At 62.7% G+C, this 24,365-nt stretch carries 25 protein-coding genes and 1 other RNA gene; 16 read left to right on the top strand and 10 right to left on the bottom strand.

Annotated elements, in window-relative coordinates; all coding sequences use genetic code 11:
- Nucleotides 1–180: 180 nt before the first annotated feature.
- Complete coding sequence (locus BBJ66_RS00570) at nt 181–720, top strand: SH3 domain-containing protein (RefSeq protein WP_049731252.1); 540 nt, start codon at nt 181–183, stop codon at nt 718–720.
- Here the strand turns inward: BBJ66_RS00570 and BBJ66_RS00565 are convergent.
- Nucleotides 713–1,705: an adenosine kinase gene (locus tag BBJ66_RS00565; protein WP_049731253.1), complete on the bottom strand. Its 993-nt coding sequence runs from the start codon at nt 1,703–1,705 to the stop codon at nt 713–715. The genes BBJ66_RS00570 and BBJ66_RS00565 overlap by 8 nt on opposite strands.
- Before the next feature lie 472 nt (nt 1,706–2,177).
- Here BBJ66_RS00565 and BBJ66_RS00560 point away from each other — a divergent pair, with 472 nt between their 5' ends.
- Nucleotides 2,178–3,125 carry an AEC family transporter gene (locus tag BBJ66_RS00560; RefSeq protein WP_071084934.1) on the top strand — a complete coding sequence of 316 codons (948 nt, stop codon included), beginning with the start codon at nt 2,178–2,180 and terminating at the stop codon, nt 3,123–3,125.
- A 72-nt stretch (nt 3,126–3,197) separates the two neighbouring features.
- Here BBJ66_RS00560 and BBJ66_RS00555 read toward each other — a convergent pair whose 3' ends face one another.
- Nucleotides 3,198–3,764 carry a c-type cytochrome gene (locus BBJ66_RS00555; RefSeq protein WP_049731254.1) on the bottom strand — a complete coding sequence of 189 codons (567 nt, stop codon included), beginning with the start codon at nt 3,762–3,764 and terminating at the stop codon, nt 3,198–3,200.
- A 153-nt stretch (nt 3,765–3,917) separates the two neighbouring features.
- Here BBJ66_RS00555 and BBJ66_RS00550 point away from each other — a divergent pair, with 153 nt between their 5' ends.
- The gene (locus tag BBJ66_RS00550; RefSeq protein WP_071084152.1) at nt 3,918–4,673 is read left to right on the top strand and encodes a 3-deoxy-manno-octulosonate cytidylyltransferase; all 756 of its coding nucleotides are present in this window, start codon (nt 3,918–3,920) and stop codon (nt 4,671–4,673) included.
- A gap of 123 nt (nt 4,674–4,796) precedes the next feature.
- A complete protein-coding gene (locus BBJ66_RS00545) occupies nt 4,797–5,651 on the top strand; it encodes a prephenate dehydratase (protein WP_049731256.1) in 855 nt (284 codons plus the stop codon).
- 20 nt (nt 5,652–5,671) lie between these two features.
- On the opposite strand, the gene BBJ66_RS00540 is transcribed toward BBJ66_RS00545, so the two are convergent.
- The 5 genes from BBJ66_RS00540 to BBJ66_RS00520 all read right to left on the bottom strand — a co-directional run bounded on the left by BBJ66_RS00540 (nt 5,672) and on the right by BBJ66_RS00520 (nt 8,646).
- Complete coding sequence (locus BBJ66_RS00540; RefSeq protein ID WP_049731257.1) at nt 5,672–6,040, bottom strand: VOC family protein; 369 nt, start codon at nt 6,038–6,040, stop codon at nt 5,672–5,674.
- A 135-nt stretch (nt 6,041–6,175) separates the two neighbouring features.
- Entirely contained in the window at nt 6,176–6,436 is a 261-nt protein-coding gene (locus BBJ66_RS00535; protein ID WP_049731258.1) for a hypothetical protein, read from the bottom strand.
- 146 nt (nt 6,437–6,582) lie between these two features.
- Entirely contained in the window at nt 6,583–7,275 is a 693-nt protein-coding gene (locus tag BBJ66_RS00530; RefSeq protein ID WP_071084150.1) for a helix-turn-helix transcriptional regulator, read from the bottom strand.
- Between the two features lie 4 nt (nt 7,276–7,279).
- On the bottom strand, nt 7,280–8,239 hold the full coding sequence (gene nudC, locus BBJ66_RS00525) for an NAD(+) diphosphatase (protein ID WP_071084148.1): 960 nt from the start codon (nt 8,237–8,239) through the stop codon (nt 7,280–7,282).
- Nucleotides 8,236–8,646, bottom strand: a complete 411-nt coding sequence (locus BBJ66_RS00520; RefSeq protein WP_071084145.1) for an HIT domain-containing protein — start codon at nt 8,644–8,646, stop codon at nt 8,236–8,238. The genes nudC and BBJ66_RS00520 overlap by 4 nt, the downstream gene beginning before the upstream one ends.
- A gap of 89 nt (nt 8,647–8,735) precedes the next feature.
- Here BBJ66_RS00520 and ffs point away from each other — a divergent pair.
- The 3 genes from ffs to BBJ66_RS00505 all read left to right on the top strand — a co-directional run bounded on the left by ffs (nt 8,736) and on the right by BBJ66_RS00505 (nt 11,102).
- An RNA gene (ffs, locus tag BBJ66_RS00515) (signal recognition particle sRNA small type) lies at nt 8,736–8,832 on the top strand.
- Between the two features lie 45 nt (nt 8,833–8,877).
- On the top strand, nt 8,878–10,758 hold the full coding sequence (locus BBJ66_RS00510) for a DNA polymerase III subunit gamma/tau (protein ID WP_071084143.1): 1,881 nt from the start codon (nt 8,878–8,880) through the stop codon (nt 10,756–10,758).
- Between the two features lie 20 nt (nt 10,759–10,778).
- On the top strand, nt 10,779–11,102 hold the full coding sequence (locus BBJ66_RS00505; RefSeq protein WP_049731263.1) for a YbaB/EbfC family nucleoid-associated protein: 324 nt from the start codon (nt 10,779–10,781) through the stop codon (nt 11,100–11,102).
- Nucleotides 11,103–11,179: 77 nt separating this feature from the next.
- Here BBJ66_RS00505 and BBJ66_RS00500 read toward each other — a convergent pair whose 3' ends face one another.
- A complete protein-coding gene (locus BBJ66_RS00500; RefSeq protein WP_190238044.1) occupies nt 11,180–11,797 on the bottom strand; it encodes an MOSC domain-containing protein in 618 nt (205 codons plus the stop codon).
- Nucleotides 11,798–11,854: 57 nt separating this feature from the next.
- Between BBJ66_RS00500 and recR the strand changes: the two genes are divergently transcribed.
- Nucleotides 11,855–12,460 carry a recombination mediator RecR gene (gene recR / locus BBJ66_RS00495; RefSeq protein WP_012559493.1) on the top strand — a complete coding sequence of 202 codons (606 nt, stop codon included), beginning with the start codon at nt 11,855–11,857 and terminating at the stop codon, nt 12,458–12,460.
- 11 nt (nt 12,461–12,471) lie between these two features.
- Nucleotides 12,472–13,710 (top strand): lytic murein transglycosylase, encoded by a 1,239-nt coding sequence (locus BBJ66_RS00490; RefSeq protein WP_071084139.1) that lies wholly within the window; start codon nt 12,472–12,474, stop codon nt 13,708–13,710.
- Between the two features lie 4 nt (nt 13,711–13,714).
- Here BBJ66_RS00490 and BBJ66_RS00485 read toward each other — a convergent pair whose 3' ends face one another.
- Entirely contained in the window at nt 13,715–14,170 is a 456-nt protein-coding gene (locus BBJ66_RS00485) for a GNAT family N-acetyltransferase (protein ID WP_071084137.1), read from the bottom strand.
- A gap of 8 nt (nt 14,171–14,178) precedes the next feature.
- Nucleotides 14,179–15,810, bottom strand: coding sequence for an MFS transporter (locus BBJ66_RS00480; protein WP_049731267.1), 1,632 nt, complete (start codon nt 15,808–15,810; stop codon nt 14,179–14,181).
- A 243-nt stretch (nt 15,811–16,053) separates the two neighbouring features.
- On the opposite strand from BBJ66_RS00480, the gene rimP reads away from it, so the two are divergent.
- From rimP to BBJ66_RS00445, 7 genes are all read left to right on the top strand, one after another.
- The gene (gene rimP, locus BBJ66_RS00475; RefSeq protein ID WP_049731268.1) at nt 16,054–16,659 is read left to right on the top strand and encodes a ribosome maturation factor RimP; all 606 of its coding nucleotides are present in this window, start codon (nt 16,054–16,056) and stop codon (nt 16,657–16,659) included.
- Nucleotides 16,660–16,717: 58 nt separating this feature from the next.
- On the top strand, nt 16,718–18,325 hold the full coding sequence (gene nusA, locus BBJ66_RS00470; RefSeq protein WP_049731269.1) for a transcription termination factor NusA: 1,608 nt from the start codon (nt 16,718–16,720) through the stop codon (nt 18,323–18,325).
- Nucleotides 18,322–19,017: an RNA-binding protein gene (locus BBJ66_RS00465; RefSeq protein WP_184342664.1), complete on the top strand. Its 696-nt coding sequence runs from the start codon at nt 18,322–18,324 to the stop codon at nt 19,015–19,017. The genes nusA and BBJ66_RS00465 overlap by 4 nt, the downstream gene beginning before the upstream one ends.
- Nucleotides 19,018–19,119: 102 nt before the next feature.
- Nucleotides 19,120–21,882, top strand: coding sequence for a translation initiation factor IF-2 (gene infB / locus BBJ66_RS00460; protein WP_071084135.1), 2,763 nt, complete (start codon nt 19,120–19,122; stop codon nt 21,880–21,882).
- A gap of 164 nt (nt 21,883–22,046) precedes the next feature.
- On the top strand, nt 22,047–22,451 hold the full coding sequence (gene rbfA / locus BBJ66_RS00455; protein WP_071084133.1) for a 30S ribosome-binding factor RbfA: 405 nt from the start codon (nt 22,047–22,049) through the stop codon (nt 22,449–22,451).
- 13 nt (nt 22,452–22,464) lie between these two features.
- Nucleotides 22,465–23,397 (top strand): tRNA pseudouridine(55) synthase TruB, encoded by a 933-nt coding sequence (gene truB / locus BBJ66_RS00450; protein ID WP_049731272.1) that lies wholly within the window; start codon nt 22,465–22,467, stop codon nt 23,395–23,397.
- 118 nt (nt 23,398–23,515) lie between these two features.
- Complete coding sequence (locus BBJ66_RS00445) at nt 23,516–24,364, top strand: alpha/beta fold hydrolase (RefSeq protein ID WP_071084131.1); 849 nt, start codon at nt 23,516–23,518, stop codon at nt 24,362–24,364.
- The last annotated feature ends 1 nt before the right edge of the window (nt 24,365 follow it).

The following is a 24,365-nucleotide window of genomic DNA, read 5'->3' as shown; positions in this document are numbered from 1 at the left end:
GCTGTGGTGCCTTGTTCAGAGGTCTTTAACCAAGAGGGGTGATAATTTTCCCATCCGGGCATTTTCTACCAGACCCGCACGCGAAGACAAACAAAACTCGCGGTGCAGCCGTGGGAATGTCAGAGCCCGGACCGCGAGCAGGCCGGGCCTGCCCGCGAATTCGAGCAAACGGAAACTTCCATGCGCAGCAAAGTCCTGAAGTCCTGCCTTGCCCTTGCCATCGCTCTGGCTGCATCCATGGGAACGGTCGAATTCGCCCATGCGCAGGCCGCCAAGGGGCCGAGCGGGCTGCCATTGCCGCGTTTCGTCACACTGAAATCCAAGCGCGTCAACCTGCGCATCGGCCCGGGAACGGATTATGCCGTTTCGTGGATGTACCTGAAATCCGGCCTGCCGGTGGAGATCATCCAGGAATACGACAATTGGCGCCGCATCCGTGATGCCGACGGCACCGAAGGCTGGGTGAACCAGTCGCTGCTGTCAGGCCAGCGCGCGGCGATCGCCGCCCCGTGGATGAAGACGAAGGCCAAGGGCGTTTTCGTCAATCTGCGCCGCGAGGCGCAACCCTCCGCATCGATCGTTGCCAAGCTGGAACCCGGGGTGATGCTGACGATCGGCGAGTGCAACGGCGACTGGTGCCGTGCCGAGACCGACGGCGCCTCCGGTTGGGTGGCGCAGTCGGAAATCTGGGGTGCCTATCCCGGCGAAGCCTTTAAATAAGCCCCGCCTGCCCGGCAGCTTCGGACAGCGAGGTCATCGGGCGCGGACCGATCTGCTGGATGACGATGCCGGCGGCGAGGCAGCCGAGCTTGCCGCAATCCTCGAGAGAGCGGCCCTGCGTGTAGCCGTAGAGGAAGCCGGAGGCGAAGAGATCGCCGGCACCCGTCGTATCCACGACCTCCCTGATCCTGATCGCATCGACGTAATAACGCTCGCGGCCCTTCAGGATGACGGCACCATCCTCGCTCATCGTCACCGCGGCGATCTTGCAATCGGCGGCCATCCTGTTCAGCGCCTCTTCGAAATCGTCGGTTTCGTAGAGCGACAGCGCTTCCTGGCGATTGGCGAAGACGATATCGATCTTGCCGGAGCGCATCAGATCGAGGAATTCACCGCGATAACGGCCGACGCAGAAGCTGTCGGACAGCGTCATCGACACTTCTCGGCCGTTTTCATGGGCGATGCGGGCACAATCGAGGATCGCTTCCTTGGCGCGCGGCGGATCCCAGAGGTAACCTTCGAAATAGGTGACCTTGGCGTCTGCCACGACATCGGCCTCGACGTCCTCGGGCCCGAGTTCGACGCAGGCGCCGAGATAGGTGTTCATCGACCGCTCGCCGTCCTCGGTGACGAAGATCATCGAACGCGCCGTTGGCGGAAAGGTGCCCTTGGGCTTCGTCTGGTAGTGAACGCCCTGGGCGCGAATGTCGTGGGTGAAGATGTCGCCGAGCTGATCGGCAGCGACATTGCCGAAATAGGCAGCCTTGCCGCCGAGGTTCGCAACGCCGGCCGCCGTATTGCCGGCGCTGCCGCCGGAGGCTTCGAGCGCCGGCCCCATGCGCGAATACAAGAGTTCGGCCCGTTCGGCATCGATGAGGTTCATCGCCGCCTTGGTGATCTGGTTGTCAATGAGGAACTGGTCGTCGCAACGGGCAATAATGTCCACGATTGCGTTGCCGACTGTCAGAACATCGAATCTTGTCATGAAATGGGGAGTCCCGGATTTGTGATAGCCGGGGTTTGGTCTTAGCGAAATTTCCGCGGTTTGGAAGGATAAATGGTGGATGGCGCGGCTATTTCTTCGCAAAACTGCCGCCCATTCGTCATGCCCCTGTCATTTTCCAAATCTAGAAATGGTCGCAAGAAGACCGGCATGAGCAGCTTTCAGTTGCGGTCGGACGCACGAGGGATGATCCCCTCGATCTTACCGGCGCGATGCTGACCACGGATGAACTGGCAGTTTTGCGATCGGATATCCGGCAAGGCCGGAGCGGAAAAGCGGGCTGTGCCCGCTTTTTTTGTTTCTCGGATGCCGCCGGATCGGCGGCGATTGCCTTTTCAATGCAAGCCGTTTGCTGCTACTGCATAAGGAATTCAAAGTGCTGCTGCGTCCTTACGCGTCTCACGAGAGGCGCGGCGCCGTAGCGGTCTATCCTCCCCACAAAGCAGCCTCCCTCATGTCAGCCATCATTCTCGACGTTCTTCCCATCTTCATCCTGATCCTCATTGGCTGGCTGATCGTCCGCAGCGGCTTGATGGCATCGAATGTCGGCGAAGCGCTCAGCGAATTCGTCTTCAAGATCGCCGTGCCGCTCTTACTCTTCCGCACGATCGCCGAGGCGGATTTCCATGGCGCCTCGCCTTTCCGGCTGTGGATCGTCTATTTCTCAGGCGTTGCCATCACCTGGGCGACCGGCCATATCGCCGCCACACGCCTCTTCGGCCGTGACGAACGGATCGGCGTGCTGGCCGGCGTTTCCTCGGCTTTCGCCAATAATATCTTCATCGGTCTGCCGCTCGTCGAGCGCACCGTCGGCGATGAAGGGCTGGTGGCGCTGTCGATCCTGCTTGCCGTGCATCTGCCGGTGATGATGGTCGCCGGCACGGTGCTCATGGAGCATGCCGAGCGCAAGATCGCCGGCAAAAGCGATCGCAGCATGGTGCTGGTGCTTCGCCAGATCGCCGTCAATCTCGTGCGCAATCCGCTGGTGATCGGGCTTGCGGGCGGCATGGCCATGCATCTTTCCGGTCTCACCATGCCGGTAACGCTGGAAACTGTCGTCAAGCAGATCGCCGGCATTGCCGGTCCCGCGGCGCTGATCTCGCTCGGCATGGCACTGGAGAAATACGGCATCTCAGGCAATCTCGGCATTGCCAGCGTCACATCGAGCCTGAAGCTGCTGCTGCTGCCCGGCTGCGTCTGGGCGGCGAGCCATCTCCTCGGCCTCAGCCCCGAATGGACGGCGGCAATCGTGCTGACCTCCTCGGTGCCCACAGGCGTCAACGCCTGGCTGATCGCCAATCGATTCGGCGTCGGCCATAGCATTGCCGCCTCGACGATCACCGTCACGACGGCGCTCGGCGCCATCACGGTCTCGCTCTGGGCCTATTTCCTGGGTGCCTGAAAAACACTCCGCACAGCAAAAGCCCGGCTTCGCGGGCCGGGCTCTGTATGAAATGCGATTATACCGTCCGCGTCACTGCGTCGCGGTCTTCGGGTCCGGCAGCGGCACCGGCGAATCGGCCAGCGTGTGCAGGTAGAGAATGACGTTGGCGCGGTCCTGATCCTTCGCCAGACCGGCAAAGCCCATGGCGGTGCCGGGAACGTCCTTCTTCGGCGCCAGCAGGAACTTGTTGAGGAACTCGAAAGTCCACTTTTCGCTGCTGCCCTTGGAGAAATCCTTCATGGCAGCGGAATAGGCAAAGCCCTCATGCGAGGCGATCGGGCGATCTACGACACCAAAGAGGTTGGGACCGACCTTGTTCGGTCCCCCTTTGGTGCCGTCATGACAGGCCTGACACTTCTTGAAGACCGTTTCACCGGCCTTGGCATCGGCAGAAGCGAGCAATTGCGCGATCGGAACGGCAGCAGCGGCAGGCGCAGCTTCGCCACCGGCGGCGGGCGCCTCTTCGGCAACGATCGCGAAACCTTCCTTTTCCGGCGCTTCGGAATGGAAGATCCCTTCGGACGCGATGGAGACCGACATCAGAACGAAAATCGTTCCGAGCAGCGCCCCCACGGCCGTATTGACGTATGAATTCATCTGCAATGCTCCCCTTGCAGCCGGCAGACCATAACCGGACCATCTTGAAATCGCGCGGAACCTATGTCTTTTGGCTGATCGTTGCAACTGTCTAAATGGTCTTGTGCGTGAGACTTTTTGACACTTTTCAGCCCGGAATAGAAGGCCCGACCAATGAGTGATTCAAATTTAGACGGCGTGCTCGTATTGATCCCGGCGCGCATGGCCTCCACCCGGCTTCCGGGCAAGCCGCTCGCCGATATTTGCGGGCTGCCGATGATCGTTCAGGTGGCGCTGCGCGCCAAAGAAGCAGCCATCGGCCGCGTCGTCGTCGCCGTCGACGACACCCGGGTGTTCGATGCGGTTTCTGCCGCCGGCTTCGAAGTCGTCATGACCAGCAGCGATCATCAATCGGGTTCCGATCGGATCTTCGAGGCGCTGCAGAAAGTCGATCCAGCCGGCAAGGCGAAATTCATCGTCAACGTCCAGGGCGATCTGCCGACGATCGATCCGGAAACCGTGCGCGCGGCTTTGCGCCCTCTCGAGAACGAAGCGGTCGATATCGGCACGCTGACGACCGAAATCGACAATGAAGCGGATAAAACCGCGCCGCACATCGTCAAGGTCGTCGGTTCGCCGGTTTCCGACACGCGCCTGCGCGGGCTCTATTTCACGCGGGCGACCGCACCTTACGGCAAGGGTCCGCTCTATCACCATATCGGCCTTTACGCCTATCGGCGCGCAGCGCTGGAGCGGTTCGTCTCGCTCCGGCCTTCGACACTCGAAAGGCGCGAATCGCTGGAGCAGTTGCGGGCGCTGGAGGCCGGAATGCGCATCGACGCCGAGATCGTTGACACGGTTCCGCTCGGTGTCGATACTCCCGCCGACCTCGAAATAGCGCGGCGCATTCTCTCCGCCAGAACAGGATGATTTTAGGCTCGGTTGGCCTAAAATCTGAATCCTGTTCTCAATTAAACAGTTAGAGCATGATGTCGTCCGAAAACCGCTCACACTTTTCGGCATCATGCTCTAAGTCGAACTGACGGGACCATCATGAACATCAAGACCAACAGGATCGCCTTCCAGGGCGAATTCGGCGCCAATTCCGACATGGCCAGCCGGGACATGTTTCCGACCATGGAGCCGCTGCCCTGCCAGACTTTCGAGGACGCGTTCACGGCGGTCGACAATGGCGACGCCGATATCGGCATGATCCCGATCGAGAATACGATCGCCGGGCGCGTCGCCGACATCCACCATTTGCTGCCCGAATCGCGCCTGCACATCATCGGCGAGTATTTCATGCCGATCCGCTTTCAGCTGATGGTGCTGCCGGGGGTCACCAAGGACGAGATCCGCACGGTGCACAGCCATATCCACGCGCTCGGCCAGTGCCGCAAGATTGTCCGCGCCAATGGCTGGAAGCCCGTCATCGCCGGCGATACGGCCGGCGCGGCAAAGCTCGTGAAGGAAACCGGCGATCGTTCGATGGCGGCGCTCGCGCCGCGTCTTGCCGCCGATCTCTACGGGCTGGAGATCATCGCCGAAAATGTCGAGGATACCGAAAACAACGTCACCCGCTTCGTCGTGCTGTCGCGGGACGAGGAATGGGCGCAACGGAATTCGGCTGAGGAAAAGGTCGTCACCACCTTCGTCTTCAACGTCCGCAACATTCCGGCCGCGCTCTACAAGGCGCTCGGCGGGTTCGCCACCAACAATATCAACATGACGAAGCTGGAAAGCTATCAGCTCGGCGGACGCTTCGTGGCGACACAGTTCTACGCCGATATCGAAGGCCATCCGAACGATCCGAACGTGCGCCGGGCATTGGAAGAATTGCGGTTCTTCTCCGAGAAGGTGCGCATCCTCGGTGTCTACAAGGGACATCCGATGCGCGGCCTGCTTTAACAAGCCCCGCATCAGTCATATTATCTATCCGGCTCACAGACGCGCAGCCGATGCCCATCCGGATCGAGTACGACGAAGGTCGGGCCGAAATCCAGTTCGGTCAGCTCCTGGGCGATCGGCAGGCCGCGGCCGCGCCAATCGTCATAATGCCGGGCGACGGCATTTTCCCCCGTCACCATGAAGGCCACTTCGCCGCGGTTGCCGATGGCGGAGGGCTGCGGCTCGACCTTGCTGCGCCGCCAGAGGCCGAGGGTGAAGCCGCCGTCGAGCGGAAAGGCAACGAAATTCGGCGCCTCGACGGCTGGTTCGCGGTTCAGGAGGTTGCGATAGAAGCCGGCGCTTTCGCCCGGGTCCTTGACGTAGAGGATAATCAGATTGGGGCTGGTCATTTTGGTTCTCCCGTTTATGTGAAATGGTGAGGGCGAGGCCCCGCTGCTGCCACTGAATGGCAGCAGGACGTGGGAGGCTCGGCGACTGCGGCGCCTTGTTTCCGTCGGGCCGAAGATCAATGGTAATGAAGTAACTTAGAGCGGAAAACGATCTTCGCGGCGCGGGCCGCGCCCGTCCATGAAGCCGAGGTCACGCTTCAAGGAATCCGGTGTCGATTCAAGATCGAGTTTCGGACGGCCTCCCCTGGGATTCCGAAGAAAGCCCATGACCAGTCGCAGCAAGCCGGAGCGCGCCGATTGGCGGGCGTCGGCAAAAGTTTCGGCTGAAATCACATCGGCAAAGGTCTCGGTGGTAAAACGGTCGTTGGCGAAATGGATGGCGGGAGGCGTTGCCATGATCAGTACTCCTTCCCTAGCGCATCGACACGATGCGCGGAACCTTGGATGCTACAGCGACCTTTGCGCGTCCAAAGACGCGCGGCGCTGTGGTGGATTGGTCCTGATCATAACCCCGACTGCTGACAGTTTATGGCAGCAGCGTTTCAGTTCTCGAGCGGCACGTCCTGCTCGCGCCATTCCTTCAGAAGAACCGTGCGGCGGCGCGGATAACGCACCTCATGCAGCGTCATGTCGATGATGCGGTCGGTGCGGAAATGGCGGAAGTCCTGGCGCAACTCGCACCAGGCCATGAGGACGCGGACATGCTCGAAATAGCCGAGTGCGAAAGGCCAGACCCGGCGGCGCGAGATTCGGCCCTGCTCGTCGCCATAATGCAGTTCGAGAATACGCTCCCGGCGGATCGCCCGGCGGATGGCCGAAACGTCGGCCTTGTCCTCGTCCCGGCGTTTCGGGCCGACGAAAAGGGCGGCCGAATCGATCATTTCCCGCATATCGGCCGGCAGCACGGCGGCAATCTTGGCCAGCGCATCGGCGCCGGCGCCGGCCAGGCGCGGCTCGGCGGCGCGCGCGACCCACCGCGAACCGAGGACCAGCGCCTCCAGCTCCTCTTCGGAAAACATCATCGGCGGCAGCATGAAGCGCGGCTTCAGCACATAACCGATGCCGGCTTCGCCTTCGATCATCGCTCCCTGGGCCTGCAGGCTGGCAATGTCGCGATAGAGCGTGCGCAGGCTGACGCCGGTTTCCTCGGCAAGCACGATGCCGGTCACCGGCCGCCGGTAACGCCGAAGCGTCTGGAGCAGCGTCAGCAGCCGTTCCGAGCGCGCCACCGGCATGGTGCTAGCGCTTCCACTCCACCCAGTCGCGCATCAGGCGGTGGGCGATCGCCCCTTTCGGCGGCGAGGCCTTGCCTGTCGCGCTCGGGCGTTCCAGCATTTCGATGGTTTCCTCGCGGGTGAACCAGCGGCAATCTTCCAGCTCCGTCTCGTCGCGGGTGATTTCGGTGGATTTGGCCTCGGCGTAACAGCCGATCATCAGCGAATGCGGCATCGGCCAGGGCTGCGAGGCGTGGTAGCGGATGCGGCCGGTGCGGATGCCCGATTCCTCCAGCGTTTCGCGGCGCACGGCGTTCTCGATGGTCTCGCCGGGTTCGAGGAAGCCGGCCAGACAGGAATACATGCCAGGCGCAAAATGCGGACTGCGGCCGAGCAGGCAGAGGTCGCGGCTTTCGTCGATCGTCAGCATGATGACGACGGGGTCAGTACGGGGGAAGATCATGTGCTCGCAGGCGGCGCAGACCCGCTTGTAGCCGCCGATGTGGATCTCCATCGCCGAGCCGCAGCGGCCGCAGAAGCGGTTGTCGCCATTCCAGCGGATGAGGCTTGCGGCCTGGGCGAATTCACCGAGCAGCACCTCGTCGATCAGCATTTCGCGAAACAAAGTGCGGCCGTCGGCAGGCTTGTAATGACTGGCGAGATCGTCGACGTCGATGCCGACGGGAACGGCAAGCCGCGGCTCGCCTGATTTGCGGTAGCCGAGAAGCACCGTCTCGTCCCAATCCGGGTGCAATTCCTGCAGCTCGTAGCGGGCAAAGAGCGGATCGAGCACCTGGCCGTCATGCTTCAGCACCAGCCTGTCTCTGGCGAAGGCGAAGATATGCGTGCCGTCCCTCGCCAGCGCCTTTTCGACGGAGTGTTCGTCGCGATGCTCGGAATCGCGATTGAGGTCATTGGCGGCAAAAGCCGTGAGATTGCTGGGTTCGGGATGCGGCACATCCGAATCGAAAAGCGAATGACTCATGATGAAAGGGCTTCCCGCAGCTTCGCTATGAATTCGTCTCTCTTTCCGTCCTCGTAGGGTTCCGCGCGCCCGAATCCCCAGACGGGACCCGGCCAATTGGCGTCGCCTTCGAAGCGGGCAATGATATGAACATGAAGCTGGCGGACGATATTGCCAAGAGCCCCGACATTGATTTTTGCAGCACCGGTAATCTGCTTCAGCGCTTTGGCGACGAGGTCCGTCTCGAAGGCGAGCAGCACCTGGTCGAGCGGCGTCAGCTCGAAGATCTCGGTGATGTCGGCCCGGCGCGGCACCAGAATGAGCCAGGGCCAGCGGGCATCCCTCGACAATCTGAGATCACAGAGGCCGGTGACCATGACGCTGGTGCTGTCGTTTTCCAGCCGGGGGTCGAGCACGAAACCGTCCAAAGGGCATTCCTCCCATGTTTTCCAACGACTAGCAGTTTTTTCGCATGTTGGCTTGCTTTTGATGACGATATTGCCGATATGTGCATCCGGGAGGTTGGTGGTGGACGAGCCACTCGCCAACCGGGTCAGGTCCGGAAGGAAGCAGCCCTAACGAGCCCGGCACGGGTCATCGTGCCAGCCTCCCACCTTCTCTCCACGAAGTGCCCGACGATCCGGGCGACAAGCAGGGCGATGAGCGACACCGAGCGACAATCAAAAGATGCCGCCTCGACGGGCACCGGATACCGGGTGCTGGCTCGCAAATACCGCCCCAAGGATTTTACGGACCTGATGGTCGGCCAGGAGCCGATGGTCCGCACCCTGACCAACGCCTTCGAAACCGGCCGCATCGCCCAGGCCTATATGCTGACCGGCGTGCGCGGCGTCGGCAAGACGACGACGGCGCGCATCCTGGCGCGGGCGCTGAATTACAAGACATCCGATATCGACAAGCCGACGATCGACCTTCGCACCCCCGGTGAACATTGCCAGGCGATCATGGAAGGCCGGCATGTCGACGTGATCGAGATGGACGCCGCCTCCCATACCGGCATCGACGATATAAGAGAGATCATCGAGCAGGTGCGCTACCGGCCGGTTTCGGCGCGCTACAAGGTCTATATCATCGACGAAGTGCACATGCTGTCGACGCAGGCCTTCAACGGCCTGTTGAAGACGCTGGAAGAACCGCCGGAGCATGTGAAGTTCATCTTCGCCACCACCGAAATCCGCAAGGTGCCGATCACCGTGCTGTCGCGCTGCCAGCGCTTCGACCTGCGCCGCATCAGCGCGTCGGATCTCGTCGGGCTGTTTTCGACGATCGCCGCCAAGGAAGGCATCGAGGCGGAACCGGATGCGCTGGCGATGATCGCACGCGCGGCCGAAGGCTCGGCGCGCGACGGCCTGTCGCTGCTCGACCAGGCGATCGCCCATGGCGCGGGCGCCGTCCAGGCCGAAGCCGTGCGCGGGATGCTCGGCCTTGCCGACCGCGCCCGGATCGTTGATCTCTTCCAGCATGTCGTCAAGGGTGACGTCGCCGCAGCCCTCGGTGAATTCCAGAGCCAGTACGAGGCCGGCGCCAATCCGGTGGTGGTGCTGACCGATCTTGCCGATTTCACCCATCTGGTAACGCGGCTGAAATACGTGCCGGATGCGGCGAACGACCCCTCGCTCAGCGAAGTCGAGCGCACCAAGGCGGCGGAATTCGCCAAGGGCGTCGCGGTCACGACGCTGTCGCGCATCTGGCAGATGCTGCTGAAAGGCATTCCGGAAACGGAAGGCTCGTCGCGGACGGCGGGTGCGGCCGAAATGGTGCTGATCCGGCTCGCGCATGCGGCGCATCTGCCGGCGCCCGAGGATGCGGCGCGGCGGCTTGCCGAATTTTCCGGCGACAATGCCGGCTCGCGGCCCTCCTCCCCGCCTTCCGGCAATGGCGGCGGCAGCGGTACGCGCGTTCCCTATCAAAGCAGTGTCGCGGCACGCGCGCCGGAAATCGCACCCGGCAAACCGCAGGCGTCGGCGCCGGTGGCGATGCTGCGCGCCGTGCCGAGCAGCCAGCCGGAGACGATGCCTGTCGGGCGGATCGAGACGAAACCGGCCGAGGTACCGAAGCCGCTCGTCCCGGTCAATTCGGTCAGTGATATCGTCGATCTCGCCGCCGAGAAGCGGGACGTCAAGCTGAAGGCACTGGTGCGCAACTTCGTGCGGCCTGTCCGCATCGAACCCGGCCGGCTGGATGTGAACCTCACCGAGGGCGCACCGGGCACGCTGCTGAACGAGCTTGCCGTCAAACTGAAGGAATGGACGGGCATCCACTGGATCGTCAGCACCAGCCGCGAAGAAGGCGGCCCGACGTTGGTGGAGGCGGAAGCCAAAGCGCAGCAACAGCGCGTCAGCGATGCCCGCCAGGACCCCGATGTCGCGGCGATCCTGGCGCAGTTTCCGGGCGCCAAGATCATCGACGTGCGCGTCAGGGCGCCGACGCCGGAGGAGGAAGCGGAAGAGGCAACACTGCCTGCCGCCGCCGAATCGGAAGACGGTGATATCCTGCCCGGCGACGACATAGAATTCTGATTTCAAGAAGGAGCGAGACGATGCGCGACATCATGGGCATGATGGGCAAAGTCAAGGAAATGCAGGCCAAGATGGAGCAGATGCAGGCGGAGATCGCCGAGCTTGCCGCCGAGGGCAAAGCGGGCGGCGGCCTCGTCACCGTCGTCATCTCCGGCAAGGGCGAGCTGAAGAGCCTGAAGATCGACCCGTCGCTGTTCAAGGAAGACGATGTCGAGATCCTCGAGGACCTGATCGTCGCCGCCCACAAGGACGCCAAGGACAAGGCCGAGGCGCTCGCTGCCGAAAAGACCAAGGCACTGACCGCCGGTCTGCCGATCCCACCCGGGTTCAAACTACCGTTCTGAGAACTGGGCGCTCTCTTCATTTCACCGCTGCTCGGCTGCGATGATCGCGCTCGCGATCCAAGGGTAAAAAAGCGCTCCTAGACCTGCGCTTCCAGCATCGATCGCAGCTTGTAATGAATGGGAGCGGCGAGATAACGCACTCGGTCTGGCTCCGAAAGCCGCCGACCGAAAGTCTCCATCAGTTCCGGCATCTTGACCTTCTCTCCGGCAAAGGGTCGGTGTTCCACCGGCATTCCGGCCTTAGCCACGCCACCCCTGATCACGCGGCAGTAAATGCCGGGACGGGCGGCGGCGGTATAGCGCTTGACGAATTTCGGGTCGGCCATCCTGGCGGCGAAGGTGGCGCAGGGAATGCGGCAGGCGCTGACCTCGAGGACGAGATCACCTGATAGGAACCGGTCGCCGACGGAAACGTCGCGATTGTCGAGGTCCGAGATCACCATGTTTTCGCCGAAGGTGCCGGACTCGTACGGGCGGCCGAGTTGCTGCGCCCACCAGTCGAGCGTCAGCGATCCCTCGATATAGACGGCCTGGTCGACGCCGCCATGGTGTTTGCGGTTGCAGATGGCATCGCCGACCAGCCCTTCGGCATCGATCATCACCGCGCCGTTGACGGCATGTTTGAAGATGCCGGTCTTGTAGCTCTTGCCCGGCAGCCTTTCCGGATTGCCGGTGCACAGCGCCAGGATTTTCATGGGACGGCCGATCCTTCCGCGATTCCGTTTCCGCTCCATATCAGTTAAGAACGGCGCATGGCAAAACGAGTCACCGGCCCCGAAATCGAAAAACTCATCCAGCTTCTGGCGAAGGTGCCGGGCCTCGGGCCGCGCTCGGCGCGCCGGGCGGCACTGCACCTGATCAAGAAGAAGGACCAGTTGCTGGGGCCCCTGTCGAATGCGATGGGCGAGGCCTATGACAAGGTGAAGATCTGCTCGCGCTGCGGCAATGTCGATACTGTCGATCCCTGCACCGTCTGCACCGACACGCAGCGCGATCAATCCATCATCATCGTCGTCGAGGACGTATCCGACCTCTGGGCGCTGGAGCGGGCAGGCGCGATGAACGCCGCCTATCACGTGCTCGGCGGCACGCTGTCGCCACTCGACGGGATCGGCCCCGACGATCTTAATATTCGCGGACTGATCGACCGGATCGGCGAAGGCGGCATCCGGGAGCTGATCATCGCCGTCAACGCCACCGTCGAGGGGCAGACGACGGCGCATTACATCACCGACCAATTGCAGGGGCTTAACGTGAAGATCACCCGGCTGGCGCACGGCGTGCCGGTCGGCGGCGAACTCGATTATCTCGACGAGGGTACGCTGGCGGCGGCACTTAGGGCAAGGACGGTGATATGAGGGGGTTTTATATGCTGCGGACACTCGCACTCGCGATAACGGCCGCTCTCCTCCCCCTCCCCGCCCTCGCAGCCCCTTCGAAAGCCGATGTCGAGGCGCAGTTCGAGACCTGGGTGCAGAAGGATCTCTGGCCGGAGGCGAAGGCGAACGGTATTTCCGAGAAGAGCTTCAAGGCGGCCTTCTCCGGCATCACACTGAACTGGAACCTGCCGGATCTCGCGCCGCCCGGTTTCCCACCGCCGAAGGAGCAGAAGCAGACGCAGGCGGAGTTTTCCTCGCCCGGTCCCTATTTCAACGAGGACCATCTGAAGAGGCTTGCCGCAACGGGGCGCGGCTTTGCCGCGCAATATGGCTCAACGCTGAAGCGGATCGAGAAGACCTATGGCGTGCCGGGCTCGATCGTGCTGGCCATCTGGGGCCGGGAGACCGGCTTCGGCGCGGCGAAGATCCCGAATTCGGCGGTCGAGGTGCTGGCGACCAAAGCCTTCATGTCGACGCGCAAGGAGATGTTCCGCACCGAGCTGATGGCGGCGCTGCATATTCTCGACGGCGGCGACGTGACACCTGCCGAGTTCAAGGGGTCGTGGGCCGGCGCGCTCGGCCAGCCGCAATTCATGCCGACGAGCTATTTGAAATATGCGGTCGATTTCGACGGCGACGGTCACCGCAACATCTGGACCTCGGTGCCGGATACGCTTGCCTCGATCGCCAACTATCTGGTCAAGAAGGGCTGGCAGCGCGACCGCGACTGGGGCTTCGAGGTGTCGATCCCGGAGGCGGTCTCCTGCGCCCAGGAGGGACCGGATCTGGCGAAACCGCTGTCGCATTGGGCTTCGCTCGGCATCGAGCGCATCTCCGGCAAGGGCTTTCCCGCGGGCGAGATGAAAGCTCAGGGCATGATGCTGGTGCCGGCCGGCCGGGACGGACCCGAGTTCATTGTCACGCCGAATTTCTACATCATCAAGGAATATAATAATTCCGATCTCTACGCGCTCTATATCGGCAACCTCGCCGACCGGATCGCCTCTAATGGCGGCGCCTTTGCGGGTCGATGGGGCGATGTCGGCAAGATGCTGCGCTCGGATGTCGCCGCCATGCAGAAGGCGCTGGAACGGCAGGGCTACGATGTCGGCGGTTCCGACGGCCTGCCTGGTTACAAGACCCGGCGTTCGATCGGCCAGTGGCAGGCGAAGAACGGCATGACGCCGACCTGCTTTCCCGAAGCGACGATGAAGGGCAAGCTGAAGTAGCCGTTCAGAGACTGCGCTTCAGCCCTTCATGGCTCGCGACGAAACCAAGCTGCTCGTAGAAGCGGATCGAATCCGCCCGCGTCTTGTCCGATGTCAGCTGCACGAGGCCGCAGCCGCGCGCGGCGCATTGGCCGATCGCCCATTCGATGAAGGCGGAGCCGAGGCCCGAACCGCGAATATCGCTTGCGACACGCACGCTTTCGATCTGGCCGCGCCACATGCCCATCCTCGACAGGCCGGGAAGAAAACTCAGCTGCAGACAGCCGACGACCTTATCGGAAGCGTCGATGGCAACGGCCAGCAACTGATTGGCATCCGCCTCGATCGCGGCAAAGGCCGAGAGATAAGCCGCGTCGACGGGATCGGAGACGACCTCCCTGGTAGCGCCGAGATCGTCATCGGCGAGAAGCCGGACGATGGCGGTGAGATCGGACTGACGGGCGAGCCTGAATTGATACATGGCTGCTCTCAATGATGCAGATCGATCGGCGCCTTGTGGAAGACGTCGTCGCCGGGCGGAATGGCCTGACGTTCGATCATGCGGTGGACATGCGGCAGAGTTTCGCCGCGGTGGAGGGCGCGAAGCCTGTCGATGTTTTCGGCGTCGGCATGCGTGCGCCGCTGGTTGTGTCTTAGATATTCGACCCAGGTCGGCGTGTGGTAGGTTTCCGTCCAGAGGCCGGGATTTTCAAGATCGCGCATCAGCGCCCAGTGGCGGGCGCCGTCGCGGATGCGGATACGGCGGCGTTCGCCCATCAGCTGCATGAATTCGGCAAGGTCGTCATCTCCGATCTCGTAATCGATCTGGATGACGATCGGGCCGCTGCGCGGGGTGATGTCGAGACTGAGCGCCGGCTCGGTGAAGCGGTTCAGCGGATCGAGATTGAGCGAGGCGAAGGCCGGCATGGAAAACCGCAGGCCGGTCACGATGCCGAGCAGCATGACGACCGACGACATCAGCAGCGCATCGGCGACGCCGTAGCGATCGGCGGCCACACCCCAGAGCCAGCTGCCGCCGGCGATGCCGCCGAAGGTGACGGTCTGGTAGAGCGACAGCGCGCGACCGACCACCCAGCGCGGCGTCGACAGCTGGACGATGGTGTTGAAGAGCGAGAGCGCGGAGACCCAGCAGGCGCCGGAGACGAGCAGCCCGGCCGAGGTGAGAACGGCGCTCGGGCTGAAGGCGGCGATGACGGCGCTGAGCGCGAAGCCTGTAAAGGCCAGGCGGATGATCATCTCGCTCGACAGCATCTGGCGCAGCCGCGCATTCAGCACCGCGCCGCCTATCGCGCCGATGCCGAAGGCGCCGAGCATGAAACCATAGGTCAGCGGGCCCCCGCCGACGAGATCGAGGGCCACGACCGGCAGCAGCGCCAGGATCGAACTGGCGCCGATGCCGAAGAGCAGCCCCCGGAGAAGCACCTTTTCGAGATTGGGCGACATCGAGACATAACGCAGGCCGGCGAAGATGGCGCTGCCGAGCGCCTCGCGCGGCAGGGTCGAGACCGGCATGCTCGGGCGCCAGCGCAGCAGGGCGTAGATCAAAGCGAGGTAGCTCACGGTGTTCACCGCGAAGGCCGCGGCCGCGCCGGCTGCCGCGACGATGACGCCACCGATCGCCGGGCCGACGCTGCGGGTGATGTTGAAACCCATGCTGTTCAGCGTGACGGCGCCCGGCAGATCGGCGCGCGGCACCATGTCGCCGACCGAGGCCTGCCAGGAGGGATTGTTGAGCGCGGTGCCGCAGCCGATCAGGAAGGTGAAGAACAGCAGCAGCCAGGGCGTGATCCAGCCGAGAAGGGCGGAGATCGTCAGCAGGGCGGAGACCGTCAGCATCATGCACTGCGCCGTCAGCATCACCCGGCGGCGATCATAATTGTCGGCGAGCGCGCCCGAGATCAGCGAAAACAGCATGATCGGTAGCGCCGTCGAGGTCTGCACCAGCGCGACCATGTCCTCCGAGGCGGTGATCGTCGTCATCATCCAGGCGGCACCCACCGCCTGGATCAGGCCGCCGAAATTCGAGGACAGGCTGGCAAACCAGATGGTGCGGTAGGTATCGTGCCGCAACGGCGCCAATGTCGACGAAGTGTAGGCCACGATTTCTCCGCTTTTGTTGTTGCGCCCCACGGCAATATATGCGCAAGACCGGCGCTGGCCATAGGTCTCATCACCTCGCCGGAAGCGAAATGGACGAATCGGTCGCAGACCTTGCAATTTCGGAAAAACCGGACTATATGGCTCTCAAATTCTTGATCGCTTGATGAAGAGTGGGCCGCAAGGACCCGCTCTTTTTTATTAGCGCGATCCCTAAACAGCATGAAATTGCGAGGAGCGCACCGCTTGTCGGACATGACAAACGCAGACAACGAACTTGAGCCGCGGCTGATTACCGAAACCGGGCTTGACCAGCGTCTTGCCGATATCATCGAACCCGTCCTCGTCGGCCTGGGCTTTCGGCTGATCCGCGTCCGTATGCTGAACCAGAACGGCGCGACGATGCAGGTCATGGCCGAGCGCAACGACGGGACGATGACGGTTCAGGACTGCGAAGAAATCTCGATGGCGATTTCTCCGGTCCTCGATGTGGAAGATCCGATCGATAAAGAGTATCATCTCGAGGTGTCTTCGCCCGGCATCGACCGTCCGATGGTTCGGAAATCCGATTTCGTCCGCTGGCAGGGCCACCTTGTGAAATGCGAGACGTCGATCCTGATTGACAATCGCAAGCGCTTCCGCGGCAAGATCGTCGAAGCAGGCGTCGATGGTTTCACGCTGGAGCGTGACCAGGTCGCTTACGGGGAAGAGCAAAAGGTCACCATTCCCTTCACCGCGCTTAGCGATGCGAAGCTCATTCTGACCGACGACCTGATCCGCGAAGCGTTGCGCGCCGACAAGCTGGCAAAAGCCCAGGCCGCCAACCAGAACGAAGCGGACGACCAGGAATAACCGATCAACAGACCGCTCCAGGGACGGGAACCCGGGGTTAAGACGGAGAAACAAGACAATGGCAGTCAGTGCGAACCGGCTCGAACTTCTGCAGATCGCAGATGCAGTGGCGCGCGAAAAGGTCATCGACCGCGAGATCGTGCTGGCCGCAATGGCCGATGCCATCCAGAAGGCGGCACGCTCCCGTTACGGCACCGAGTCCAACATCCGGGCCGATATCAATCCGAAGACCGGCGAAATCCGTCTGCAGCGCCTACTCGAAGTCGTCGACAAGGCCGAGGATTATTCGACGCAGATCCCGCTGGAGCTTGCCCGCGACCGCAACCCGGACGCCGCACTCGGCGATTTCATCGCCGACCCGTTGCCGCCGATGGATTTCGGCCGCATCGCCGCACAGTCCGCCAAGCAGGTGATCGTGCAGAAGGTGCGTGAAGCGGAGCGCGACCGCCAGTTCGACGAATTCAAGGACCGCGTCGGCGAAATCGTCAACGGCACCGTCAAGCGCGTCGAATACGGCAATGTCATCGTCGATCTCGGCCGTGGCGAAGGCATCATCCGCCGCGACGAAATGATCCCGCGCGAAAACGTGCGCTATGGCGATCGCGTCCGTGCCTATGTCTATGATGTCCGTCGCGAACAGCGCGGCCCGCAGATCTTCCTGTCGCGCACGCATCCGCAGTTCATGGTGAAGCTGTTCACCATGGAAGTGCCCGAGATCTACGACGGCATCATCCAGGTCAAGTCGGTCGCCCGCGATCCCGGCTCGCGCGCCAAGATCGCCGTGATCTCGAACGACAGTTCGATCGATCCGGTCGGCGCCTGCGTCGGTATGCGCGGTTCGCGCGTTCAGGCCGTCGTCGGCGAACTCCAGGGCGAGAAGATCGACATCATTCCCTGGAGCCAGGACCCGGCGACCTTCGTCGTCAACGCCCTGCAGCCGGCCGAAGTCGCCAAGGTCGTGCTCGACGAGGACGCCGAGCGCATCGAAGTCGTCGTTCCCGACGAGCAGCTGTCGCTTGCGATCGGCCGCCGCGGCCAGAACGTCCGCCTCGCCTCGCAGCTGACCGGCTGGGACATCGACATCATGACGGAGGCCGAGGAATCGGAACGCCGCCAGAAGGAATTCAACGAGCGCACCAACCTGTTCATGGATTCGCTCGACGTCGACGAAATGGTCGGCCAGGTTCTGGCCTCCGAAGGCTTTGCCGCGGTCGAAGAACTGGCCTATGTCGATCTCGACGAAATCTCCTCGATCGACGGTTTCGACGAAGAGACGGCGCAGGAAATCCAGCAGCGCGCCCGCGAGTTCCTCGAGCGTCTCGAAGCCGAGATGGACGAGAAGCGCAAGGCGCTCGGCGTTCAGGACGAGCTGCGCGAAATCGACGGCATCACCGCCCAGATGATGGTGGCGCTCGGCGAAGACGGCATCAAGACCATCGAGGACTTTGCCGGTTGCGCCGCTGACGATCTCGTCGGCTGGACGGAACGCAAGAACGGCGAAACGAAGAAGTTCGAAGGCCTGTTCTCGAAGTTCGACGTCTCGCGCGTCGAAGCCGAGCAGATGATCGTCCAGGCCCGCCTGTCGGCTGGCTGGATCACCGAAGAGGATCTGGCGAAGGGGACCGAAGAAGAGGTCGCCGAAGCCGAAGCCGAACAAGAAGCATGATGACCGCGCATGAGCCGGACGCTCTCCCTGACGAGGACGACGATCTTGCAGGTTATGACGTGAACGGACGCATGTGCATCGTGACGCGCGAAAGCGGATCGCCGGAAGAGCTGATCCGCTTCGTTGCCGCTCCCGATGGAACCGTGGTCGCCGATCTGAAGCGGGAGCTTCCGGGACGCGGATGCTGGGTGAAGATAGACCGGTCGCTGGTCGACAGGGCAGTGGCGAAGAAACTCTTCGCCCGCGCTCTGAAAATGGATGTGAAGGCGGCAGACGATCTCGGCGCAAGCGTCGACCGCCTGCTCGCGGCGCAATTGATGCAGATGATGAACATGGCGCGGAAAGCCGGCCAGTTCGTCAGCGGCTCCTCGAAAGTGGATGCCGCGGTCAGAAGCGGGGCAGCCCTTGCGGTGTTCCACGCGACTGACGCAGCGGACGACGGCGTCCGGAAAATCGACCAGGCCCGCAAGGCCTGGCACCTCGGAATGGAGACCGAGGAGGAGATACCTTCCTTCCGTCTCTTCTCGGAGAGCGAAATGGAAGGCCTGATGGGCCAGAATGCTTTTATCCATGCCGCAGTGCTTGCAGGGCAGGCGGGTGAGGGTGTAGTGAAGCGCGCAAAGATGCTCGAACAGTACCGTATTGGCGGTCAGTCCCGGGCAGCGGGCGGCGCTGGCCGGCAAAAACAATGAGGCGGTCACCGGCATCGGCCGGTCGCATTCTCATTGATCGACAAGTATTGAACGACAGGGTCTGATCTAGTCATCGCTCCCTGTCCGAAGGAACGGGAACGAATGACCGATAGTAACGACGACAAGACAATCAGCGTGACGGGCAAAAAGACGCTTACCCTGAAACCATCGGGGATGAGCCAGGGCACCGTTCGCCAGGATATGGGTCGGGGCCGCACCAAGGCGGTCGTCGTCGAGACCCGTAAGCGGCGCCCGATGCGCCCGGAAGACGAAAAGCCGATCACACCTGTGGCTCCGGTGGCTCCCGTGCGTGCTGCTGAACCGGCGCCCGCACCCGTGCAGGCGCGTCCGCAGCAGGCCGCACCGGCACCGCGGATCCAGCAGGGCAACAACAACAGCCAGACGAACCAGCGTCCGCAGCAGTCCCACCAGGCGCCGCGCCAGAACGATCGCCCGCGTCCGGTGGTGCTGAACCATCTGTCGCCTGAGGAAATGGACGCCCGCCGCCGGGCGCTTGCCGACGCCCAGGCGCGTGATGCCCAGGATGCAATCCGCCGCGCCGAGGAAGAAAAGCGCCGTGCCGCCGAAGAGGTTATCCGCAAGGCAGCCGAAGCTGAAGAAGCTGCCCGCAGGGCCGCCGAAGAGGCCATCCGCCAGGCTGAGGCGCCCGCTCCAGTTGCTGAACCGGCAGTAGCAGCACCGGCTCCGGCCGAAGCACGCGCCGACACCCCGCGGCCGCAGCAGCCGGCATCGTCGGCACCTGCCGCGCGTCGGCCCGATGCGGCTGCAGCACCTGGTGCTGCCCGTCCGGCAGCAGGCGCTGCTGCCCCCGGCGCCGCTCGCGGCCGCCGCGACGAAAAGGAAGAGGACGATCGTGGCGGCGCAGCGCGCGGCGGCCCGGTCCGTGGCCGCGTCGTTCGCCCGGAACCGGCAAAGCCGGTCACGACACGCCCGAAGACGGATGAAGAGCGCCGTCGCGGCAAGCTGACGATCTCCACCGCCAACGTCGACGGCGAGGACAATGCCCGCGGCCGTTCGCTCTCGGCGATGCGCCGCCGGCAGGAGAAGTTCCGCCGCGGTCAGATGCAGGAAACCCGCGAGAAGATCTCCCGTGAGGTGATTCTGCCGGAGACCATCACCATTCAGGAACTGTCGCAGCGCATGTCCGAACGCGCCGTCGACGTCATCAAGTACCTGATGAAGGAAGGCCAGATGATGAAGCCGGGCGACGTCATCGACGCCGACCTCGCCGAACTCATTGCCGGCGAATTCGGCCATACGGTCAGGCGCGTGTCTGAATCCGACGTCGAACTCGGCATCTTCAACGTCGCCGACGAGGACGTCGAACTGGTTTCGCGCCCGCCTGTCGTCACCATCATGGGCCATGTCGACCACGGCAAGACCTCGCTGCTCGACGCCATCCGCCATGCCAACGTGGTCTCCGGCGAAGCCGGTGGCATTACGCAGCATATCGGCGCCTATCAGGTGGAGCAGAGCGGTCAGAAGATCACCTTCATCGACACCCCCGGCCACGCCGCCTTCACGGCGATGCGTGCCCGCGGTGCCCAGGCGACCGACATCGCGATCCTGGTCGTCGCGGCCGACGACAGCGTGATGCCGCAGACGATCGAATCGATCAACCACGCCAAGGCGGCCGGTGTTCCGATCATCGTTGCGATCAACAAGGTCGACAAGCACGAGGCCGATCCGCAGAAGGTCCGCAACCAGCTGCTGCAGCACGAAGTCTTCGTGGAATCCATGGGCGGTGAAGTGCTCGACGTCGAAGTTTCGGCCAAAACCGGCAAGAACCTCGACAAGCTGCTCGAGGCGATCCTGCTGCAGGCGGAAATTCTCGATCTCAAGGCCAACCCGAACCGGACTGCCGAAGGTACCGTCATCGAAGCCCAGCTCGATCGTGGCCGTGGTTCGGTCGCGACCGTGCTCGTCCAGAAGGGCACGCTGCGTCCGGGCCAGATCATCGTCGCCGGCGACGTCTGGGGCCGCGTGCGCGCCCTGGTCACCGACAAGGGCGACCATGTGAAGGAAGCCGGCCCCGCGACCCCGGTCGAGGTTCTCGGTCTTTCCGGCACGCCGCAGGCGGGCGACAAGTTCGCCGTCGTCGAAAGCGAAAGCCGCGCCCGCGAGATCTCCGAATATCGTCAGCGTCTGGCCCGCGACAAGGCGGCTGCCCGTCAGTCGGGACAGCGCGGTTCGCTGGAACAGATGATGATGCAGCGCCAGAGCGCCGGCATCAAGGAGTTCCCGCTTGTTATCAAGGGTGACGTGCAGGGCTCGATCGAAGCAATTGCCGGCGCACTTGAGAAGCTCGGCACCGACGAGGTCCGCGCCCGCATCGTTCATTCCGGCGCCGGCGGCATCACCGAGTCGGATATCTCGCTCGCCGAAGCTTCGAACGCGGCCATCATCGGCTTCAACGTTCGTGCAAATACGCAGGCACGCCAGTTCGCTGAGCGCGAAGGCATCGAAATCCGCTACTACAACATCATCTACGACCTGGTGGATGACGTGAAGGCGGCGATGTCGGGCCTGCTCTCTCCTGAACGGCGCGAAACCTTCATCGGCAATGCCGAAATCCTCGAGGTGTTCAACATCACCAAGGTCGGCAAGGTCGCAGGCTGCCGTGTCGTCGAAGGCAAGGTCGAACGTGGTGCGGGCGTCCGCCTCATCCGCAACGACGTCGTCGTTCACGAAGGCAAGCTCAAGACCCTCAAGCGCTTCAAGGACGAAGTCTCCGAAGTGCCGATGGGCCAGGAATGCGGCATGGCCTTCGAAAACTACGAGGATATGCGCGCCGGCGACGTCATCGAGTGCTTCCGCGTCGAGCATATCACGCGCACGCTCTAAGCCGCCGCGCGCCTTAAGCGCAGCATCAGCTTTCCGAAAGCCATTCGCCAGCCCGGCGGATGGCTTTCGGGTATCCGCCGACTTGACCTTTTCAGTCAAAAGAGTCATGGACGCTCTCCTTTGACGGGTTCGATTCCCAGCCGCATCGGCAAATAGAGATAACAATGACCAGAGCAACTTCTTCCGCGCCTTCGCAGCGCATGCTGCGCGTTGGCGAACAGGTCCGCGCCGCGATCACCCAGGTATTGCAGCGCGGCGAAGTGCGCGACGACGTCATCGAAGCGACCGTGATCTCGATCTCGGAAGTGCGCATGTCGCCCGACCTCAAGATCGCCACCGCCTATGTGACGCCACTCGGCGTTTCCGACCACAGCATCGTCATCGAGGCATTGAACCGTCATGCCAAGTATATCCGCGGCAGGCTGGGGCAGCAGCTTCGGCAGATGAAATACATGCCGGAGGTGCGCTTCCGCGACGATACCAGCTTCGACAACTACAAAAAAATCGACGAGCTGCTGCGCTCGCCCGAGGTGAGCCGCGATCTCGACGGCGATAATGACGAACAATAAACAGAAGAGACGCATGTCCAAACCACGCAAACCCAAGGGCCGGCCGATCTCCGGCTGGCTGATCCTCGACAAGCCGGTGGATTTCGGCTCGACCGAAGCCGTTTCCAAGATCAAGTGGCTCTACAAGGCGCAGAAGGCCGGACATGCCGGCACGCTCGATCCGCTCGCCTCCGGCATGCTGCCGATCGCGCTCGGCGATGCGACGAAGACCGTTCCCTATGTGATGGACGGCCGCAAGATCTATGAATTCACGGTCAGCTGGGGCGAAGAGCGGGCGACCGACGATCTCGAGGGCGAAGTGACCGCAAGCTCGGACAAACGCCCGAGCGAACAGCAGATCCGCGATATCCTGCCTGGCTATATCGGCACCATCAGCCAGGTGCCGCCGCAGTTTTCGGCGATCAAGATATCGGGTGAACGCGCCTATGATCTGGCGCGCGAAGGCGAAACCGTCGAAATCCCCTCGCGCGAAGTCGATATCTTCCGGCTGACATTGCTCGCCTGCCCGGACGCCAACAGCGCGCATTTCGAAGTCGAATGCGGCAAGGGCACCTATGTCAGGGCGCTCGCCCGCGATTTCGGCCGGGAACTCGGCTGCTACGGCCACGTATCCGGGCTGCGGCGCACCTTCGTCGCGCCCTTCCCGGAAGAGGCCATGGTGCCGCTTGCCACCCTCGTGGCGCTTGAGGCGATCGAAGATATGGACGAGCGGCTCGCCGCCCTCGATGCGCTGCTGATCGACACCTGCGAGGCGCTATCGGCCCTGCCCCATCTCGTCATCAACGACGACCAGGCGCACCGGCTGAAAATGGGCAACCCGATCCTCGTGCGCGGCCGCGATGCGCCGGTTGCCGAAAGCGAAGCCTATGCGACGGCCCGCGGCAGGCTGATCGCGATCGGCGAGATCGGCCAGGGCGAGTTTCGCCCCAAGCGGGTTTTTGGCTGACGCTGTACAGCTGACGATTGTCAGGCGTTAGCGATGCGATATCTTCCTTTCGGGCCATAACGGCCCGAGGGGCGCTGGCCGCCCGAGGGGCCATGGTGGCCCGACAAGGGGGATGATTATGCGCGCAACCGCTATCGGCATACTGACGTTCTTTTCGATGTTCCTGGCCGTTACCGGCGCTCAATCGGCCGAGCGATGGGCCGAGCTCCCGGCCTTTCCTGACATGCCTTTGCCGAAGACCAGCGGCATGGCCGATGTGAACGACATCAAGATGTATTATGCCGAATATGGCGAAGGCGAGCCGATGCTCTTCATCCATGGCGGGCTTGGCAATGCCGAGGTCTGGGGTCACCAGGTCGCCGAATTCGCCAAAGACCTGGTCATTGTTGCCGACAGCCGCGGGCATGGGCGCTCGACGCGCAGCCGACAGCCTTTCGGCTACGATCTGATGACATCGGATTATGCCGCGCTTCTCGACCATTTGAAGATCGGCAAGGTGACGCTGGTGGGATGGTCGGACGGCGGCATTATCGGCATCGACATGGCGATGAGATATCCGGAAAAGCTGACCCGCGTCATTGCCCAGGCCGCCAACGTCACGACCGATGGCGTCAAGCCTGACGTCCTGAGCAACAAGACCTTCAACGACTATATCAACGTCGCCGGCGAACAGTACCGGAAGCTGTCGCCGACGCCGAACGAGTACGACGCCTTCGTCACCCAGATCTCCGAGATGTGGGCGACGCAGCCGGCCTGGACGGCGGCGGATCTTGCAAAGATCACGGTGCCTGTCACGCTCGCCATCGGCGATCACGATGAAGCCGTGAAGCTCGACCATACTCAGATGATGGCGACAGAGATTCCGGGGGCAAAGCTCGTCATCCTGAAAGACGCCAGCCATTTCGCCATGCTGCAGGATCCGGAGGGCTACAATGCGATGATCCGGGAGGCCATGGCGAGCCGCTGAA

It is taken from the genome of Rhizobium sp. RSm-3 (assembly GCF_001854685.1).
GTDB lineage: Bacteria > Pseudomonadota > Alphaproteobacteria > Rhizobiales > Rhizobiaceae > Rhizobium > Rhizobium ecuadorense.
This window is presented reverse-complemented; position numbering and strand designations above follow the sequence as displayed.